Source organism: Parabacteroides chinchillae (assembly GCF_900108035.1).
GTDB lineage: Bacteria > Bacteroidota > Bacteroidia > Bacteroidales > Tannerellaceae > Parabacteroides > Parabacteroides chinchillae.
Map to the genome: position 1 here is coordinate 74,503 of NZ_FNVS01000009.1, position 18,640 is coordinate 93,142.

At 42.1% G+C, this 18,640-nt stretch carries 13 protein-coding genes; 6 read left to right on the forward strand and 7 right to left on the reverse strand.

What is annotated here, in order from left to right:
* Positions 1–222: 222 nt before the first annotated feature.
* From C4S38_RS08760 to C4S38_RS08780, 5 genes are read left to right on the forward strand one after another with little or no spacing between them, the layout of a single operon-like run.
* Positions 223–1,284 carry a DNA cytosine methyltransferase gene (locus tag C4S38_RS08760; RefSeq protein WP_103983421.1) on the forward strand — a complete coding sequence of 354 codons (1,062 nt, stop codon included), beginning with the start codon at positions 223–225 and terminating at the stop codon, positions 1,282–1,284.
* The gene (locus C4S38_RS08765; RefSeq protein WP_103983422.1) at positions 1,281–2,780 is read left to right on the forward strand and encodes an ATP-binding protein; all 1,500 of its coding nucleotides are present in this window, start codon (positions 1,281–1,283) and stop codon (positions 2,778–2,780) included. Before C4S38_RS08760 ends, C4S38_RS08765 begins: the two co-directional genes overlap by 4 nt.
* Positions 2,767–5,661, forward strand: a complete 2,895-nt coding sequence (locus C4S38_RS08770; RefSeq protein WP_103983423.1) for a Z1 domain-containing protein — start codon at positions 2,767–2,769, stop codon at positions 5,659–5,661. The genes C4S38_RS08765 and C4S38_RS08770 overlap by 14 nt, the downstream gene beginning before the upstream one ends.
* Complete coding sequence (locus tag C4S38_RS08775) at positions 5,642–6,553, forward strand: PD-(D/E)XK motif protein (RefSeq protein WP_103983424.1); 912 nt, start codon at positions 5,642–5,644, stop codon at positions 6,551–6,553. Before C4S38_RS08770 ends, C4S38_RS08775 begins: the two co-directional genes overlap by 20 nt.
* An 11-nt stretch (positions 6,554–6,564) precedes the next feature.
* Positions 6,565–8,679, forward strand: a complete 2,115-nt coding sequence (locus C4S38_RS08780) for an AIPR family protein (protein ID WP_103983425.1) — start codon at positions 6,565–6,567, stop codon at positions 8,677–8,679.
* 175 nt (positions 8,680–8,854) lie between these two features.
* On the opposite strand, the gene mobV is transcribed toward C4S38_RS08780, so the two are convergent.
* From mobV to C4S38_RS08815, 7 genes are all read right to left on the reverse strand, one after another.
* On the reverse strand, positions 8,855–10,246 hold the full coding sequence (mobV, locus tag C4S38_RS08785) for a MobV family relaxase (RefSeq protein WP_103983477.1): 1,392 nt from the start codon (positions 10,244–10,246) through the stop codon (positions 8,855–8,857).
* Between the two features lie 217 nt (positions 10,247–10,463).
* Positions 10,464–11,525, reverse strand: coding sequence for a DUF6371 domain-containing protein (locus C4S38_RS08790; RefSeq protein ID WP_103983426.1), 1,062 nt, complete (start codon positions 11,523–11,525; stop codon positions 10,464–10,466).
* Between the two features lie 155 nt (positions 11,526–11,680).
* The gene (locus tag C4S38_RS08795) at positions 11,681–13,069 is read right to left on the reverse strand and encodes a DUF3987 domain-containing protein (RefSeq protein ID WP_103983427.1); all 1,389 of its coding nucleotides are present in this window, start codon (positions 13,067–13,069) and stop codon (positions 11,681–11,683) included.
* Entirely contained in the window at positions 13,062–13,586 is a 525-nt protein-coding gene (locus C4S38_RS08800) for a helix-turn-helix domain-containing protein (RefSeq protein ID WP_234999331.1), read from the reverse strand. The genes C4S38_RS08795 and C4S38_RS08800 overlap by 8 nt, the downstream gene beginning before the upstream one ends.
* A 40-nt stretch (positions 13,587–13,626) precedes the next feature.
* The gene (locus tag C4S38_RS08805) at positions 13,627–14,778 is read right to left on the reverse strand and encodes a DUF6043 family protein (protein ID WP_103983429.1); all 1,152 of its coding nucleotides are present in this window, start codon (positions 14,776–14,778) and stop codon (positions 13,627–13,629) included.
* Positions 14,779–14,829: 51 nt separating this feature from the next.
* Entirely contained in the window at positions 14,830–16,161 is a 1,332-nt protein-coding gene (locus tag C4S38_RS08810) for a site-specific integrase (RefSeq protein ID WP_103983430.1), read from the reverse strand.
* A 22-nt stretch (positions 16,162–16,183) separates the two neighbouring features.
* A complete protein-coding gene (locus C4S38_RS08815; RefSeq protein WP_103983431.1) occupies positions 16,184–17,482 on the reverse strand; it encodes a site-specific integrase in 1,299 nt (432 codons plus the stop codon).
* Positions 17,483–17,964: 482 nt separating this feature from the next.
* On the opposite strand from C4S38_RS08815, the gene C4S38_RS08820 reads away from it, so the two are divergent.
* Positions 17,965–18,597 (forward strand): GIY-YIG nuclease family protein, encoded by a 633-nt coding sequence (locus tag C4S38_RS08820; RefSeq protein WP_103983432.1) that lies wholly within the window; start codon positions 17,965–17,967, stop codon positions 18,595–18,597.
* The last annotated feature ends 43 nt before the right edge of the window (positions 18,598–18,640 follow it).

Sequence of the window (18,640 nt, forward strand, 5' to 3'; positions counted from 1 at the left end):
GCTATCGGGTTTGTTGCCCTATATACCTTCATCCTTTGTTTTGAAGATTAAAATCAGCAAAACACAACTTTCCTTGCATGCATTGCTCGCACGCGCATACTAAATATTTCTGAAATACACAAGAATTTCCAATAAAAATCACTACCTTTGCACAGCGGTATACTATATATTGTATACCGCATTATTTATATGATTTTTAACCCTTAAAGATAAGATATTATTATGCCTCATTATGGTGTAGACATATTTTCAGGAGCTGGCGGTCTTAGCTTAGGAGCAGAGATGGCTGGTATTACTATGCGTTTTGCCATAGAGGTGAATGAAAGTGCAGCCAAGACATACAAAAGAAATCATAAACACACCGAAGTACTTTGTCAAAATATAAAAGAGGTCGATTTAAGAAGTCAATTCTCAAATGAACCGCCTTTTATAATTATGGGTGGACCGCCTTGCCAAGGCTTTTCCTTATCGAATACTCGGAATCGAAATATGGAAAATGAGAAGAATTTCCTCTTTCGTGAATTTGTGCGTATGGTTAAAGAGTTACATCCCAAATGGTTTCTTTTTGAAAACGTTTCAGGAATTGTTCATATGAACCATGGAGCAGTAGTTGAAATGATTGCCGATGAATTTAAATCATTGGGCTATAGCGTTAAATACACTGTCCTAAAAGCCTCTGATTATGGCGTTCCTCAAAATAGGGAACGCTTTTTCCTTGTTGGAAATTCGCTTGGAATTGACTTTCATTTTCCCTCACCTAATGACACTAAAATTTCAGTTCAAGAAGCTATTGGAGATTTACCTGCCTTAGAAAATGGAGACAATTACAATGAGTTAGATTATCTTATGCCAATCTGCGAAGCGTCTAAATACGCTCGCAGAATGAGAGAAAAGTCTAATAAATCTCTCCAGAACTTTGTGTCTCGGAATAATGATTTGGCTATTAAAAGATATTCCTATATTCCGCAAGGTGGTAATTGGCGAGATATACCTGAAGAATTAATGGATAATTATGCCGACAAATCAAGATGCCATAGCGGTATTTATAAACGATTGCGAGCAGACCAACCATCGGTAGTAATTTCCAATTACCGAAAAAGTATGTTGATACACCCCACGCAAAACAGAGGGTTATCTGTTAGAGAGGCTGCGCGTATTCAAAGTTTTCCTGACCATTTCGTTTTTGAAGGTCCTATATCTCATATTCAACAACAAATCGGAAATGCAGTTCCACCACTCTTAGCAAAAGCAGTTGTAAAACAAATATTAGCACTAACAAAATGAGTAAGTTCAAAGAAAACATACCACAAGCAGATATGCTCATGGGGTCAATGCGTTCAATGGGCTATTCTTTTGAAGCAGCTATCGCTGATGTTATTGACAATAGCATCAGTGCGCAATGCTCATTTGTAAAATTGTTATTCCCGACAACTTACACTGACGCTAAAGCCGTTGGTGTTCTCGATGATGGTGTGGGTATGGATGCAGAAACGTTATTTGAAGCCATGCGCTATGGAAGTTCTGATTCTTCGGACGAAAGAGACGAAAATGACCTCGGTAGGTTCGGACTTGGAATGAAATCCGCTTCTATGTCCCAATGTCGTATTCTTACAGTAGTCAGTAAACAAGGTAATGATTATTGTTGCTATACTTGGGACTATAACATAATCTGCGAGCAAAAGCGTTGGATTGTTATAGAGCATACTCACAAAGAAATAGAGGCATTGCCTTACATTGAAGAACTGGAGTCAATTGAAACCGGCACTTTAGTTATATGGCAAGATTTTGATGTTATCGAAAAATCCAATGATGGTAGAGTTTTTGATTTTCTCAATGACCAAAAAGATATACTGGATAAATATCTTGGGCTGATATACCACAGATTCCTTTCTGAAACCAAGAAAAGCAAATTGAAAATTTTCATAAATAACGGTCGAGTTAAGCCTCTTGATCCATTTCTTGAATCACACCCTAAAACGACAGCAAAAAAAGAAAGGACAATAGAGATAAACGATAGCAATGGTTTTGAACGACTTATTACAATCAAGCCGTTCATATTACCGTATGCAACAGACCTTTCAGATAAAGATAAACAGTTAGTAGGTGGAATCGAAAATTTGCGTTCAAAACAAGGCTTCTATATTTACAGAAATAGACGCCTTATTATTTGGGGTACTTGGTTCGGCATGAAGCCAAGAGCTGAACTTACAAAGAATGCAAGAATACGTGTTGATATACCCAATACTCTTGATGATATTTGGGGTATTAACATCATGAAACAAAAAGCCATCATACCCAAAAGCATACAGCACCGAATGAAGAAAACTGTGCTTGAAGCTATGGAAATCTCTGTTGCAAAGCAAACACATCGAGGTCGGAGAGAAAATGTTGAAGACCTTGACTATATATGGGATAGAATGGAAGGACGTAATAAGACCTACTTCTATCAAATCAACCGTGATAATAAGGTCTTTAAGATGATTCGAGAGAAAATGTCTGACGAAGATTTTATTTATCTTGATATGCTTATCAGTGAGATTGAGAAGAATATTCCAATCAATCAAATGTATATAGACAAGTCTAATGAAGCGATTTTCGTTGAAGAGGACAATGATCGATTCGATGAGGTATTTCAACTTGGTATAACTATGGTTGACTTAATCAAAGAAACTCGACCTTTTGCTGAAATAATAGAAGACCTTATGAAATCAGAGCCTTTTTGTAGATACCAAAAGGTTCAAACTGCATTACTAAAACATTATGAGAATGAGCCTAACTGAAGCACAATATGGAATGCTTTCCCAAATAGCGACTCAACTGATAAATGTTGAGAGAACGCAGGGAAAGTCAATTGACTTTGATAACTTGATGTCATATATCGACAGGGCTATTACCTTTTGTGGTTTTACTTGCGATGAAGATACCAAGAATAAACTTTTTGTGGAATTAGAATACCAATTTGCTATTAGACATACTTCATCAGAATGTATCTTTGATGACTATGACCTTAAACAATGGTATGACAATAAAAATATAAAAGATGCTTTTTTCTGGAATAGATACCGCCGTTATCTTTCTGAAAAAACTTCTATTGACCCCGTCAGCATAAATAAGCTGGACGAAGAAACATTACCGAACATTATGAACTGTTTGGGTGACCCGAATGAAATATTTGAGGGAAAAAGGCTTCGCCGTGGGTTAATTATCGGAGACGTTCAATCTGGGAAAACAGCTACTTATTCAGGCTTGATATGTAAGGCAGCTGATGCTGGTTACAAGGTCGTTATTCTCCTTGCCGGTATTACCGAAAGTTTGCGAGGACAAACTCAAGAACGAATTGATGATGGCATTGTTGGGTTTACATATCGCAAAGTTGATAAAATTGTTAAAAGTGGTCTTGTCGGAGTTGGACTTGATAACAAGCCTCGCCGTGCTACTTCATTCACTACTTGTATAAAAGACTTTGTAGGAGATTGCGATAAGATTGCCACTACATTGAACGAGCATAATTCTTTAGTTATATTTGTCGTGAAGAAAAACGTTTCGGTTCTAAACAAGATGTATAAATGGCTTAGCGATAATAATATGGATCCAGTTCTCCAATGTGTTAATCAGCCTATGCTTCTTATTGATGATGAAGCCGATAACGCTTCAGTCAATACAAAAAGGGACGAAACAGACCCAACGAAGACTAATAAAATAATTAGGCAGATTTGTAACCTATTTAAGAACGCTAACTATGTAGGGTTTACGGCAACCCCTTTTGCCAACGTCTTTATTGACCCGGATTCTGTGGATAGCATGAAGCATGCAGATTTGTTCCCTGAACATTTTATCTATGTGCTTCCAACTCCTTCTAACTATATTGGAGCAAAACAGTTATTCTTTGAAAACGAAAAATGTTTTTCACAATTAAGATATATTGTTGATATAGAAGAACCAGATTACGATTCTGACGAATATAAGGATTCTTCTAAAAATGATATTGACACACTTAACTCAGGACCATTTTATTCTCGGCATAGAAAAGAATGGGACGGAATACTTCCTAAATCGTTAAGAGAGGCTGTAATATCATTTTTTATTGCCAATATAATTCGAGACTTGCGTGGACAACAATCGACACCAAGAAGTATGCTTGTTAATATGTCGCGTTTTATAAAGGTTCAGAACATTATACGTGAACATATTCAAGCCATATATGATTCTGTGCGTAATGCAGTGGAACACGACTTTTCAGGAAAAATAAAGGAAGATTCTAACTTACCTCTATTCCAAGAAATCAAGTCCGTTTTCGAACGTCATTATAGTAATGTTAGCGATATAGCTTTTAGCCGAATTTGTGATAAACAAAACATATTGAAAGCCATTGATAAAATCAAAGTGATTGTTGTCAATGGCGGAAAGAGTAGTGCCAAATTAGACTATAAAACCAACAAATCGTTACGAGTAATTGCTGTCGGTGGTTTAGCTTTATCACGAGGACTTACGCTCGAAGGGCTTATCACGAGCTATTTTTATCGCAATACATCTACTTTTGACGTTTTAATGCAAATGGGACGTTGGTTCGGTTACCGAACTGGATATGAAGACATATTCCAAGTTTGGACGAGCCGATTAAGTGCTGATTGGTATGAAGAAATTGAATCAGCCACCATTGAATTGAAAGAAGATATTAAGCAAATGTTTGAGCAACATCTCACGCCTAAAGATTTTGGTATAAGAGTCAGAGACTATTGTGATGAGCTTAGTATAACATCAGCTAATAAAATGAGGTCAGCATTTGAATTATATGAAATGCAATCTTATTATGGTAACATTTGCGATACGCCATACCTTAGTACTAATGTAACACAAAATGCTCATAACAAAGAACAAGTTATTGCATTAACTAAGTATCTTTTTGACAACAATTTCGATTTTAGATTTGCGGACAGACCCAAACACGAGGGTGAATCTGTTCTTTCAGATGACCCTTCTTCAAGGTATTTCGCCAATGTTCCTAAAAATGTAATCATTGATTTTCTCTCTCGCATTAAATGCTCTATGGTTAATATGAGATTTAATACAGACAACATCCTTGATTTTATGCAAGATAGTAAAACAACTGGTATAGATAAATGGGATGTGGTTTTTGAGGGCGGTGATGGCACTATCTATTATGATGTTCCCGGATTAGAAAAAATAAGGTGCGCTAACCGTGCAATAGAAGAACATGGCAATGTTATTCAAATTAGTTCTCGCCGTAGAATGTTAGGTCTTCGCGAAGGTAAATTTGCTTTACAGAAAGAACAAATAAAGCTTGCGGAAGATTTATGTAGAGCGGCATGGAAAGAAGAAGATCCAGATGCCACCGATGAGAGCCTTAAAAATAGAAATGTACCTCTTAAAGCATACTTCCAGTATCTACCTAAGAGAAACCCTGTGCTAATCATATTTCTATTACAACCAAATCCTCCCGTTCCGAACAAGGAAGAAAAGCCAAAACTGAAAGCTTTTAGAAAAGAACTCGGTGAGGAAAGAATTGTTGCTTTTGCCATCGGATTCCCCGGAGTTAAAGAGGCTGAAAGCGCGAAGAAATATAAAGCTAATAAAATATACATGCAGTTACACATGCAAGACGAACCTGAAGAAGTTGACGATGAAGAACAAATTATTTGAAATATTCTCTCAGAATTTTCAGCCAAGTCACTTTATTAGATTTGGCGAGAATCGCGACCTAAATCTATATTTAGGTCGTGATGACAAGAATAATTTCGCTCTTGAATTTAGAGGGAAATATGTTCCTGTAAAGATAGTGGGTTCTGATGTTATATCCGTATATCAAGGTAAAAGTGCAGACCATTATGTACTCCGTTTTTCACTTGAAAATGCCGAACTTTTAGAGTATTTCTGCACATTTTGCCAAGACTTATTGGATTCTACCGTAAATTTAAAGATTGACGATATAGCATATAAAACACTTTGCTCTCGTTATTTTGCTTGGAAAAAGCTGTTTAAGCCGCACTCGGGTTCTTTATCCGATACTGAAATTATCGGACTTATTGGCGAGTTGCTGTTTATGAAAGAGTATATGATACCCCAATGGGGCATTACTAAATCTTTAGAAAGTTGGATGGGACCAGAACGCTCCCATAAAGATTTTTCTACAGAAAGCGAATGGTATGAAATAAAAGCAATAAACACCGGCAAAGAGACTGTTAGAATTTCCTCAATCGAACAGTTGGATGGAAATGAAGACGGTTGTCTTGCTGTATATTGTCTTGAAAAAATGAGTCCCTCATTTAGTGGCATAAAATTGAATACACTTGTCTCTGAACTCATGAACACTATGGGATCTCCTATAAACCGCGAAACCCTACTATCAAAACTATCGTTGTATAATTTTGACTTCTCTCCCGAATATGACAACTTTGTGTACTCAAAGGTAGGTTTCTCAATGTATAAAATCACAGAACATTTTCCTCGGCTTTGTCGGAGTAGCGTACCAATGTCTATTAGTAAAGTCCAATATGACATCGTTCTTTCTGAGATTGAGGAGTTTAAAGTATAAATCCGAACACTATGCAAATCGAAGAATTTAGAACCCAATTTATAGACCAACTTAGGTTTAATGCTGAGCATGATGGGACAGACCCGGAAACACAGTTTATAACTCGATTACTTGACGAGCTTGAAAGTATTGGAGAGTTAAACGACCCAATACCGATGTCAATAGAAATGCGAGGTAAAAACCGCCGCCTTATGGCATTTGACGCTTACGCTTACGATGAAGCAGACAGTGCTTTAATCTTAATCGCAAGCGATTTTGTCAATGAGCGAGACACCGTACCGACATTGACTAATACCCGAATAAATGATTTATACATTCATATGAGAAATTTTCTTGATGAATGTATAAATGGGCACATTCATGACTATTGTGATGATTCAGACCCTGCAATAAATCTTGCAAAAGAATTCCGTCACAAAATTGGCAAAGGAATGATTGAAACCGAAATACTTCGCTTCAAGTTCTATATCCTTTCCAACTCTGTACTTAGTAAGCAGGTAAAAAGTATTAGTCAAGAAGATTTTGAGGGTCGTCCAGTAGAACTTAATATTTGGACTTTAGAACGTATCTTCCAAACATTTACTTCCAATGTTAGCGAAATAATTGAGTTCGACACTAAAGACTTCGGGTGTGATGGTGTACAATGTCTCCAAGCTGATTTAGGTATTGATACTGATTATGATGCCTATTTAGGCATTGTCCCTGGAAATTTCTTGGCTAATCTTTATCTGAAATACGGAAGCAAGTTATTGCAGGGTAACGTACGCGCTTTTTTAAGTGTGAGAGGAAAAGTAAATAAAGGTATCAGAGATACGATTATTAACCACCCGGAAAATTTTTTCACATACAATAATGGTATAGCGATAGTAGCAAGAGCAGTTCGCTTTTCTGCGGACAAAACAAAAATCATACATTTCAAAGACCCGCAAATCATAAACGGCGGTCAAACGACAGCGTCTTTGGCTAATGCCATAATTAAAAAGGAAGACAAAAAAGGGATGGACACTTTGTTCGTTCCTATGAAATTGACTGTTCTTAATGTTGAAGATGATATGTCCGAGGAACAAGTTGACCGTTACAATGAGATAACCAAAACCATATCTCAATGCGCAAACTGTCAGAACCCAGTTTCCGATGCGGACTTTTTCTCCAACCACCCTTTCCATGTCGCTATGGAAAAACTTTCTCGTCAGGTAATGGCACCGCCAGTAGATGGGAAACCATATCAGACAACGTGGTTCTACGAACGTTCACGAGGTAAATGGGAGCAAGAGCAGATGAAAATGACGGTTGCCGAGAGAAAGAAGTTTGGTGAAATGCACCCCAAAAATCAAGTCATAAAAAAAGAAAAACTTGCCAAATGCCTTAATACGATATATATGAATCCTCATCAAGTTTGCCAAAGTTCTGCAATCAACTTTAGCAAATTTGCTTCTATCGTAGAGAAGATGTACGATGAATCAAGAGATAGCATTAATGAGGAATTTTTCAAGAAAGCGGTATGCTCTGTAATTATATTCGACACTCTTGATTCTCGAATAGGTAGGTCCTCTTGGTATCCTAAAGGTGGTAATAAGGCACAGATTACACCTTATACTATCGCCAAACTTATGACCCTTATTCCTAAAAATAAGGATTTAGATTGGAAGACCATATGGCAAAGGCAAACTTTATATCCGGCATTAGAGTACGAACTTCTACGACTTGCCGAATGTACTCACCATTTCCTTATGGAACAAGCAAACGGTGGTATTGTAAGAACTATTTCTCGTACCCAAGGTGTTTGGAATGCTTTTCAAGAATATAAGTTCCAGTTATCAGATGAGTTTATCCAAACACTTATCTCTATGGAAGAAACTAAGTCTATTGAAGCAGCTGCCAAACGAGCACATAAATTTAATTCTAACATTGATGCCTCCATTGAAATTTTCAATCTTGGAGCGACTTATTGGTTACAAGTCTATAATGACCTTTTGAAAGAAAAGGTTTTGTCTTATGGCGACCTTGATTTTATAAAGGGAGTAGCTTCTTATATTCAACGTGGCAACCTACCTTCTACCGCTCAATGTAAAAGACTTGTTAAGATTGTCGCTAAAGCAGAAGATAAGGGCTATATTATGCCATAAGTTTACCAGAAGTCGTATGCTGATATATATTCATACAAACCTGGCTACAAAGTCTGGCTTGTGTTTTCTTTTTTTAGGGAATGGGATATTTGCTTCGTGAAGCTTACTACTCAACATAGAGGCTACTTCTTCCATCGGACTTATTTGTTTGAGCATTGTGGCTTACAGATTGACATCATCGCCTTGTTGTTTGTTTCTTGGGGTATTTATCATTATCTCCCCACGGTAGTTCAGAAGACGAGCCATCGGAGCCAGTGCCGACATGCACTTGTGCCTGTCCACCTATGGCAAGTTCAAATGCAGCACCAAGCAGATTTGCTTGTACTTCGTTGACCTGCTCCCAAGGCTCGAATACAGCATTGGCAAGTTCATATATGGTAGCTTCACCTTTGGTAAAACTGCCCCAAATCGGATTGAGCCAGTCGACGGACTTTGAGTCGTCATACTCCTCATTACCGACCTTGGTCCAGATGTGCAGACTGGGATAGTTATAATTGGGAATGAAGTGATGGACGAGTTCTGCCCCGGATGACAGCCTATAGCGTTGGGGATTGGCTTTGCGGTCAAGTTGGTCAATGCATTGTTTCTGCCTGTCTATAACCGCATCTTTTTCTTTTGACTGTCGCTCCGCCGTTTCCGCCCGGCTGATAGCCTTGTCTATCTCTTTCTGATAACCGTTCCGTAATTGCTCGATGTCTGTTTTGTATTGTGCCTGTAATTGCGCTTTCTCTGCTTTGAGTGTCTGGATTCGAACTTTCAGTTTAGCTATCAGCTCGTCCTTTTCCGCAAGTTCCTTTTTGGCCTTGGCAAGATCGCCTTTGCCGAACCATGACAGAATGGTGCTCTTGCCTTCCTGTGCTTTCTCTATATCAGCTTGCAGTCTGGCAATGTCCTCCTCGTATCTGTTCACCTGTTGCTTATAGTATTCCGAATTCACCTGATGTTTGACGGTAGAGCCAACAATGCCACGTTGCAGCCCGAACGGTTTCATTGCCGCTGCATAGCTGTTCTGGTATTCATGCAACCTTGTGCGCCGCATCATGTCATCCGCTGACAAACGTGGACCGGATTTCGTTTCGTACTTCTTCTCTCCTTCCCGTTTCTTGCGAAGGCGTTCCGTGGTAACGATAGGCACAATGGTGGCGTGCAGATGCGGAGTTTTCTCGTCCATGTGCAGCACGCAGGAAACAAGGTTCTCGTTTCCGAAAGTCTCCCGAAGCCATTTCAGATTTGCATCTATCCAATTGTCCAGCTTGCCGTCTTCGACAATCTTCATCATCTGCTCGTGTGTCCCGGTTAGGATGATGCGAATGGCTTTCGTCTGGTTCTTGGCCACCTTGCGGTGCAGTCCTGCATTGTCGATACGGTACTGTATGGCATCCGTCCGGTTCTTCACTCCATCCGGTAATGTAATCAGCTCCCGGTTGAGCGGTGTCCGATTTGCATCGGCATTGTCAGGAACATAAACCTTTCCTTTGGCATCCTTTCTTTCTATATGGCATGACATTCCGCTGTCATTGCCACTGCCACGTTGCAGGTGGCAGACCGCATATTGTGTATTGCTCATATCTTTTGCGTTTTTGCGATTATTATTTCTCTGATATGGTTTGTAAAATCCCGTCCAAGTGCCACAGGCAGACATGGGTGTCGAGAGGGCGCCCCTCCGCTTATGGGCTTTTTGACTGCCGCTCGGGGAGTGAAGGCGGTGAAAATGCCCTAATAAGCTACGGGATTTTACAACCCCTTTTCACATAGACAGCAAGCTGTCCAATTCATATATGACATCATATTTTCTCTGCACTTACCAGTTCCAAATCCAATGTATCAATCAAGGTTTGCAAAGCTGGATTGCGCTGTATCATCTTCTGAAGAATCATCTGCGGTGTATCTTCCATCAGAAGGAAGTCGGCAATGTCCAGTCCTGCCTCACGCTGTCCATCAGTCGCCATTTCTTCCAACAGGTCGGAACAGGTGGCAGATTTACAAATGGATTGAAGCATTCCGGCTTTGCGTTGCCATTCATAAGTTGCCTTGAGGTCGGGAAAGAGAACGACATTACGCCCTCGCAGCACCTGTATGGCCTCGCTGTTGAAACTGCCGTGCATCCCTCCGGTGGCGAGCCATACCAAATCTGGAATGAACAATGCTGCAACCAGTGCCGTCTTCTCGCTTTCGACGATGGCGACTGTTCTTTCCGAGGATGAAATATCAGCCAACAGATGCTCACCGAACAGGCATTGCTTCATATGAAAATCCTGCATCTTTCTCACCGAATGTACCCAACTGACCTGATTGAAAGGCTGCTTGATACGATGCCCGGTCTTGGCATCATAGCCCATAATCTTGCCAGCCCGAACATTTCCGTCCCGGTCTATCTGCCAGAACACGGTCGCACCGTTCCACATCTTGGAAGTACCGACCTTGTAGAGATTGAACAGCCGATCCGTTTTCTCTTTGCCTGCCACGGTGGTAAGGTATTGATATAATGGGTTGATGTCAAACCTCTTTATGGACTGTTCCACCCAATCATAGGGAAGATAAGAAATCTGTGGCTGCGGCTTAGGTGATGGCTTTACTGTCGGTTTTATAACTGTTGATATGCCATTGCCATTTCCATCTTGCCCGGTCAAAGTCTCCTTGACAGTAGGGTTATCATTAAAATATTCTTTGGGAGTATAGTGGTAGCCGCAACTGTTGATGTGATCGCACTTGCCCACATTGTCGGGAAAAGAAATCTGTCCCTCCCCGTCAATGTATCGGGTAAAACAGGCTTTCCTGCCGCATTTAGGACAAGCGGTCTTGCTGCCCGTCCGATATTTCTGAAGGTGGAATCTGTATTCACTCATAACTGTCTCTTTATAATTCCTGCAAAGTGAAACACCATTTGCAGTCTGCAGTCCTTGCAGTTTTGCAGAAAAACATCGCTTCCAATGTCCCGAAACTGCAAGACTGAAGAAACTGCAAGCTGCAACAGAGGTCATTCTTTGCAGTCTTTGGTTGATTATTCTTTTTCGCTCATGGAAGATTTTCCGGTTTCATACACGATTTTCTCGTAATGCCCAGCCTTTGCTTTCCGCAGAAGCCGGCTGTGGCATAACTCTTTCAGGTAGTTCATTACTGTCCGCTCACTGATACCCTGCAGATCTTTGCCTATGGCAATGGCCGTCTTTGTATCGAATGTGTCGGGTAGCAATGACAACAACACCTTTGGAGGTTCTTCACAAGTGTCGTTCGCTACAAAGGAACGGATACGGATATAGGAATCCTCGAAATAGTCATTCAGGCGAATGGCTCCTTTCACCGACGTCATATCCACAAACTGCAGGTGGCTTTCATCGGAAGCATACCGTAGAACCTGAATTATCAAAGCCAACCGTGCCACATGAGCCGGATGTTTCATCTCCCGGCTGTCCACCTCAGCATCGTCCTCTATTTGGTTGATACGTTCTACCTTTCTGTTCCACCATGCGAAGAAGTATTCCTTGGCCTCCTTGTCCATGGACAATATATGGGGTATCCGCTCTTCCGCATCGGTATCATAGTCCAAGGCAAGCACCTTATTCAATATACGCTCCCACCGTGTTGCAGCCAAGGAAGTCATCTCCCCGTCATCGTCCCGATTTATCCACTTTGACATTTCGGGGGACTTGGGCATGACGAACAAGATGCGGTCAAGCAATCCGTTTTCCTCGAATCCTTTCCTGAGAAGCTCATGCACACGTTTGGTCTGTGTACTCCCGATGATGTTGATGCACGGATGCTCTATATGTACAGGAACGGCATTGCTTACCCTTGTCACGTCCAGAGCCCCACCGCTCCATGCGGTAAGCAACTGTTCTATAAGCTGTCCGTTCGTGTAGCGGTTGGCGGAATTGAACATGCCCATAATTTCATCAACTAAAATGACCACGCTTCTCGGATTGTTGTTATGCGTCAGCAGAAGGGATTCCGGAGTGAAGTCGGACACGATTGTACGTTTCAGAACAGGTCTCTTTCCATTTTCTCCTGCCGCTTTCCATGTTTCCATCTCTGCCGCATACGCCTTGAACAGGGCATAGTCATGTTTTCGGATCGGGCGGAATGCCGCCTCTAACGGTGGAGTCTTGCCCAGTCCGGGTCTGCCTACCAGAATGATGTATAAAGCACTGTTGCTCTGCCAGTCGCCCTTTATGCGGATGCGGTATGTGCCGCCCAAGGCAGCGGACACGGCCGACAGCATGGACGTTGCGATAAACTCAATTTTGTAGTTCTCGTATGTGGCCATGTCAAGTATGATTGACTGCACGGTCTGGGGAAACACATCCAAGGGGAATCCCGTGTCTCCGGTATGCTCCGCCTCCATGCGTATCCGGTTGCACAGTTCAAGCCGGGTGTTCTTCATTTCATCCATTTCTCTTCTTGCAATAGGATGTTACACTTTCTGACTTGCCTCCCGTCTGTACACGGCGCACATCGGACTTGGCATACATGTTCTTGTTACCCACCTTGACGGGAACGAGGTAGCCCCGCTTCGCCCACTGGTTGAGCGTACCCTCGCATACATTCAGCAGTTCACGGACTTGCTTCGTATTGAGATAGGATTCTTCCGCTTCACGTTGTATGGCAGCTTTCTGTTCTTCCTGCTGTGCCATGATGGTGCGCTGCACGATGGATTCCGCAAACATTTTAAGGTCTGTGGGAGTGACTTCCAGTTTCACATTCGCTCCCTGCTCGACCAGACTTTCTATGGTTATCATAAATATCAATTTTTGAAGTTTGTGACGACCATCTTCATAGAATTCCCTGATGCTCCGCTTCCGATGGCTTATAAAAGAGAAGCACCGCCGACCCTCGGGAAAGGATTGACGGTGCAAAGGTATATCGGAATTGAAAGTGATTGAAAGAAAATGAGTTGGCATATTTGTCATGACAGAAAAGACAATTATGACAACTCCAGACAACCTTATTTTACCCTGTTTCTCCTGATTCGTCCGGGTCGGGAAGAATTTCCATAAGGTCGGTTTTGAGTTCGTCCAGCAGGGTCTGGCAAATGTCGCCATTAATCATCACGCACATTCTGTTCACTCCGTCTTTTGCGACGTGCTGTGTTGTCGTCAGCGTGTGGATGGTCTGCCGGTAGGAACTTTCGCTTTTTATACCGCCCATGCCTTCAAACTGACAGGTAAGGGCTGCGGCAAATTCTTTTGCGCTACTCATACCGGTTAACAGCCCAAGCTCATTCAGGGCATAATAGGTCAGTGCCTGCTCTGTTGCCGTATCATATTTGGATATGAATTTCCGGATAACCCCGATGACAGCGCCTTTGTCGTTACAATCAAGATAATCTATAAGTGGCTGTACTTTCGCTTTCCTGCGTCCGCGTGTTTTTTGCGCATCATCAACAGTCCGGGTATTGTCAGATGTTTGCCCTGTTCCTGTATCATGTCCTTCCTCTGTTCCGCTGTCCATTTCCTCTGTCACGGACTGTAACGCCCACTCTCCGACATCGCCCTTTTCAATGGCTTCGTTCATGGAAAAGTACCTGTCCCAGTCGGTCTGGGTACGGAAACCGCTCTTGATGGACACATCTATAATCTGTCTGATGACAAAAGAACAGCTCATTTTGTCCGCCTTGTCTGCTTTCGGGTTCTTCATCTGCCTGTCTACCATGCCGACCATTGCCTCGAAGCTCTTGCCGTAATACAGCCAGCTCAACACAAGCGGTGCCGACAGGGTTATACCCGGATCTTTGGACTTACCGCTAAAAAAGGATTTCATTCTGCCCCAAAGTGTGGTAGGAGGTGTATCAGGCAGAGGGGAACTCTCTTCCCTCTGTTTCCTGTACAGCTCAACTATCTGTCCGGGCACTGCATTCTCCTTGAACTGCAGGTCTATATTGTCAAAACCTTCCGTGCTGTCATCGTTCCATGACAATTCCCATTCCCGCTTGATTCCGGGCAACTGCCTGAATATGGCCCGGCAGATGGCAAGGTACTGCTTTTCGTCACCGTTTGTCATCAGACGTGCGAAACGGCTGTATTCCTCCCTGTGCGTGTTCTTCCACCGGAGAATGTCCGCCTTGAACTGTTCGTAGGTCAGTTGTTGTTCATCCATATTCATGCTGTATTATCGGGTTATAAATATAAAAGGGGATAGAAATGAGGGAAACCGTCAATCCAACAGGTTGACCAGCTCTTTCTTCATCTCGTCGTCAATCTTGCGGTATCGGGCGAAAGCCCTGCTGCCTTCCGAGTGTCCCGACATGGAGGCAATCAGGTTCGGGTCCTTGACCTGTTTGTAGAGGTTGCCTATAAAGGTCTTCCGTGCCGTGTGAGTGGTCGCTACCTCGTATAGAGGCCGTGCCACATCCTCGCGCGTCTTCGGGTCAAGCACCCTGACCATGCGGTCGATGCCCACATACTTGAGAATCTCCTTTATCTTCTTGTTGTAGCCGAAGTGCGAGAACCTTGGAAGCAGTGCGTCTTCAAGATCCTTGTAACGCTCTAATATATCCAGCGCCTTCTGGTTAAGTGGTACACGTACAGTATTGGCGTGTTCCAGCTTGGTCTTCTGTGGGATGTACTCCACACAACCGTCAACGATATTCGCCTTGGTCAGTCTGTTCAAATCACTCACACGACAACCGATAAGGCACTGGAACATGAATATGTCACGATAGACCGGATAGGTGGCACCCATTCCGCTCAAATCGGCATAGTACACCTTGTCCCTCTCTTCAAGGGTGAGGTAGAACGGGTCGCCGTACATGGGCTGGGCAATCTGGTACTGGTCAAACGGATTGTTTTTTGTCAGTCCGCGCTTGATGCACCACTTTATGACGGTACGGATGCGGTAGAGGCTTCCCGACATGCTGTTCTCGGAGCGTTTCTGCTTGACATTGCGGCGTAGCTCGTTCCGATAGAATACCGGATACATGTCCACATACCTGTATTCCTCCTGCATCCAGAACTTGAAGTCCCTTATGTCGTCTGCCGTGATGGAGTCGATGCAGAGGCGGAATCCACGCTGGTGCATGACCTCGTGCTTGAACCGTTCGTAACGCAGTACCTTGTTGAGATTGTCCTGATGGTGCTTCATGCTGTCATGAGCAAGCGGAGTCTCGTAGATATATTTCTGAATCTGGTAGGACAGCAGGTATTCATCCGCCTTGTTACCGCCCCTTGCGTTGATGTTGGGGTGGTGGTATTCCTCTATCAGCCCTTTGAGCCAGTTGCCGTCCACGCCACGATGGTACTCTTTAGTTATAAGGTGGGTTATCTGCTGGATGTCCCTGTCGAAGTTCATCCGCTTCTCTTCCGATACCAAAGCCACACGGGGCTTGTACCCCTGTTTCTCCGCACTCCAGTGATTGGGATTGATGGACAACTCGCTTGCCGCTTTGATGTCCACTCCACCAACATCCCGGACACGAAAATAGACACGTGCCAGATCAGTCACGTTGTTCTTGGCCGATGTCTTTCTGATGAATGCCGTTACTTTCATATATGTATCCTTTTTGAGTTTCCTAATTTATCATTTCCACTAGCTTGCGCTTCATGTCGTCATCGATGGTGCGGTAGCGGTTGAATGCCCTGCTACCCTCCACATGTCCCGACATGGAGGCTATCAGATTCGGGTCGGGCACTTGCCTGTACAGGTTGCCTACAAAGGTCTTTCTTGCAGTATGGCTGCTGGCCACCTCATACAAGGGTCTTTGCACGGTGTTGTAGCCGTGCGTATCAAGAATGGTGACCATACGGTCTATGCCACAATGCTTCAGCAATTCCCTTATGCCGAGATTATAAGTATTTATAGGCTTGAACGGAAGTAATTTATCCGCATTTGCATCGTAGCGTTCCAGTATCTTCAATGCTTTTTCGTGCAAGGGTACTCTGACGGTCTTTGCCTGACACTTCTTTGTCTTCTGCGGCATATATTCTATAAAACCGTCCCTGATATTGTCCCTTGTTAGCCGGTAGAGGTCACTGACACGGCAACCGATATAGCAGTGGAACACGAAAATGTCCCGGATGACTGCCAGTTTAGGGGTGTCTCCCAAATCCGCATCGTACAAAATGTTCCGTTCCTCTGATGTAAGGTAGAAGGGATCGCCGTAGGTCGGTTCCTTGCATCCGTAGAGGATATAGACCTCGTTGTCGGAATACTTCATCCTCTTGCACCAGTGCAGGAACGTGCAGAAAAGGTTCATCGTATTAATGATTGTCGTATTGGAAAGCGGCTTGGGTTTGTGGTTGATGAGCATACGGGGAGCGTAGAAGTCGGGATGTTCCTGACGAAGTAAATGTTCATTGATAACATAATCCCGAAAATCATTCATCTGTTCCAGCGTGACGGTCTCCACAAAGAGGATGAAATCAGTGTTGCCCAGTATTTCCCGCTGGTAGTCGTGGTAGCGTGACATCTTGCGCTCAAAGTGTATGATATGTTCCTTGGTTCTCTCAGCACCGTCAAACTTCTCCAGATACTCACGGATGCGGCAGAGCAGGTTCGGGTGGTTGCGTTCGAAAGCGCGGGCAGGATACAGTACATCCTCAATGACCTGTTTCAGCCATTTGCTGTCCGCCTTGTCCGAAAAGGTCTTTTCCACTCTCTCGATGATGGCGGCTATCTGTTCGGGCAGGCGTTTCTGTTCTGTGGCAGGTACTATTGTCGTGCGTTTGTAACAGAGGGTGTCGGCATCCCAATACTTGTCATAAACTACAAGGGGCGAAACGACCTTTATGTCCACGTTCTTCTCCCTGACCCGGAAACAGATGTTCGAAGTCAAGGAACCGTTCTTTTTCAGATATACGGAAACTTTCATCGGCAATGCGTTTTTGATTCACTCTGCAAAGGTACAATAATTCCCGTATATGTTCCCATATATCCCGAAGAAACTTGAAACGGATTAAAACAAATTAAGATGACTATCCCGAATCTGATACCACATAAAGTATTGTATATTAGTGGTTATATTTGCAGTTGTTATGCTTTTGTTTTCATTTTCGACTTTCCCGGACACATATCAAAACACATATTGCAGTTCCACGCTTTTTTGTTAACCTTCCTCTTCGAAACTGGGTGGAATTTCTTTGTATTGATTGTAAATATCCAGTTTAGTAATCTTATAAAATCAAGTTTGTAGTATAGTAGTATAAAGGTCTGTCTTTTATGTGTAATTACCTACATTTAAAAGAGAAAAAATTATGTATGGTCAATACGCAGAAAAGTGATTATATTGATTTTATAAATTATCCAAACAATGATTTTACATATTAATACACTGATTAATAGTATAATAAAAATATGGAAAATCAAAAAGAAGAAAATGTAGGTATTGTTTACGCTCTCACCAACCCAGCCATGCCAGGTCTTGTAAAAATAGGTACGACTTCACGAATGGAAATAGCTCAAAGAATGAAAGAGTTATATAGTAGTACTGGAGTTCCATTACCTTTTGAATGTGTCTATGCTTGTGAAATAACAAATTTTGCTAGGACAGAGAAGGCTTTACATGTTGCTTTTGCTCCTGACCGTATTAATCCTAATAGAGAATTTTTTAAAATGGATATAGAACGAGTTATAGCGATTTTAGAATTATTAGGTCCAAACAACATAAAAAAAGAAATAAATAATGATTTGGATGCTGACATCAGTACAGAAGAAAAGGTTGCAAGAGAAACAATGAAGAAAAAGAGACCTGCTTTTAATTTTGAGAGAATGGGCATCCCTATTGGAGCAAAATTGACGTATAAAAACAATAATAATATAGAAATAGAAGTCATTGAAGGAAATAAGGTAAAATATAACAATGAGATTATGTCATTAAGTGCCGTAACACAACGGTTATCACCTAATATAACTCATCCGACTCCTTATTGGATTTATGAAGGAGAGACACTTTCCAATTTATGGGAAAAGTCTTTAGTAGAATGTTGATTAAATAAATAAAAGGTTAGACCTTTAGAATATTTAAATTAAA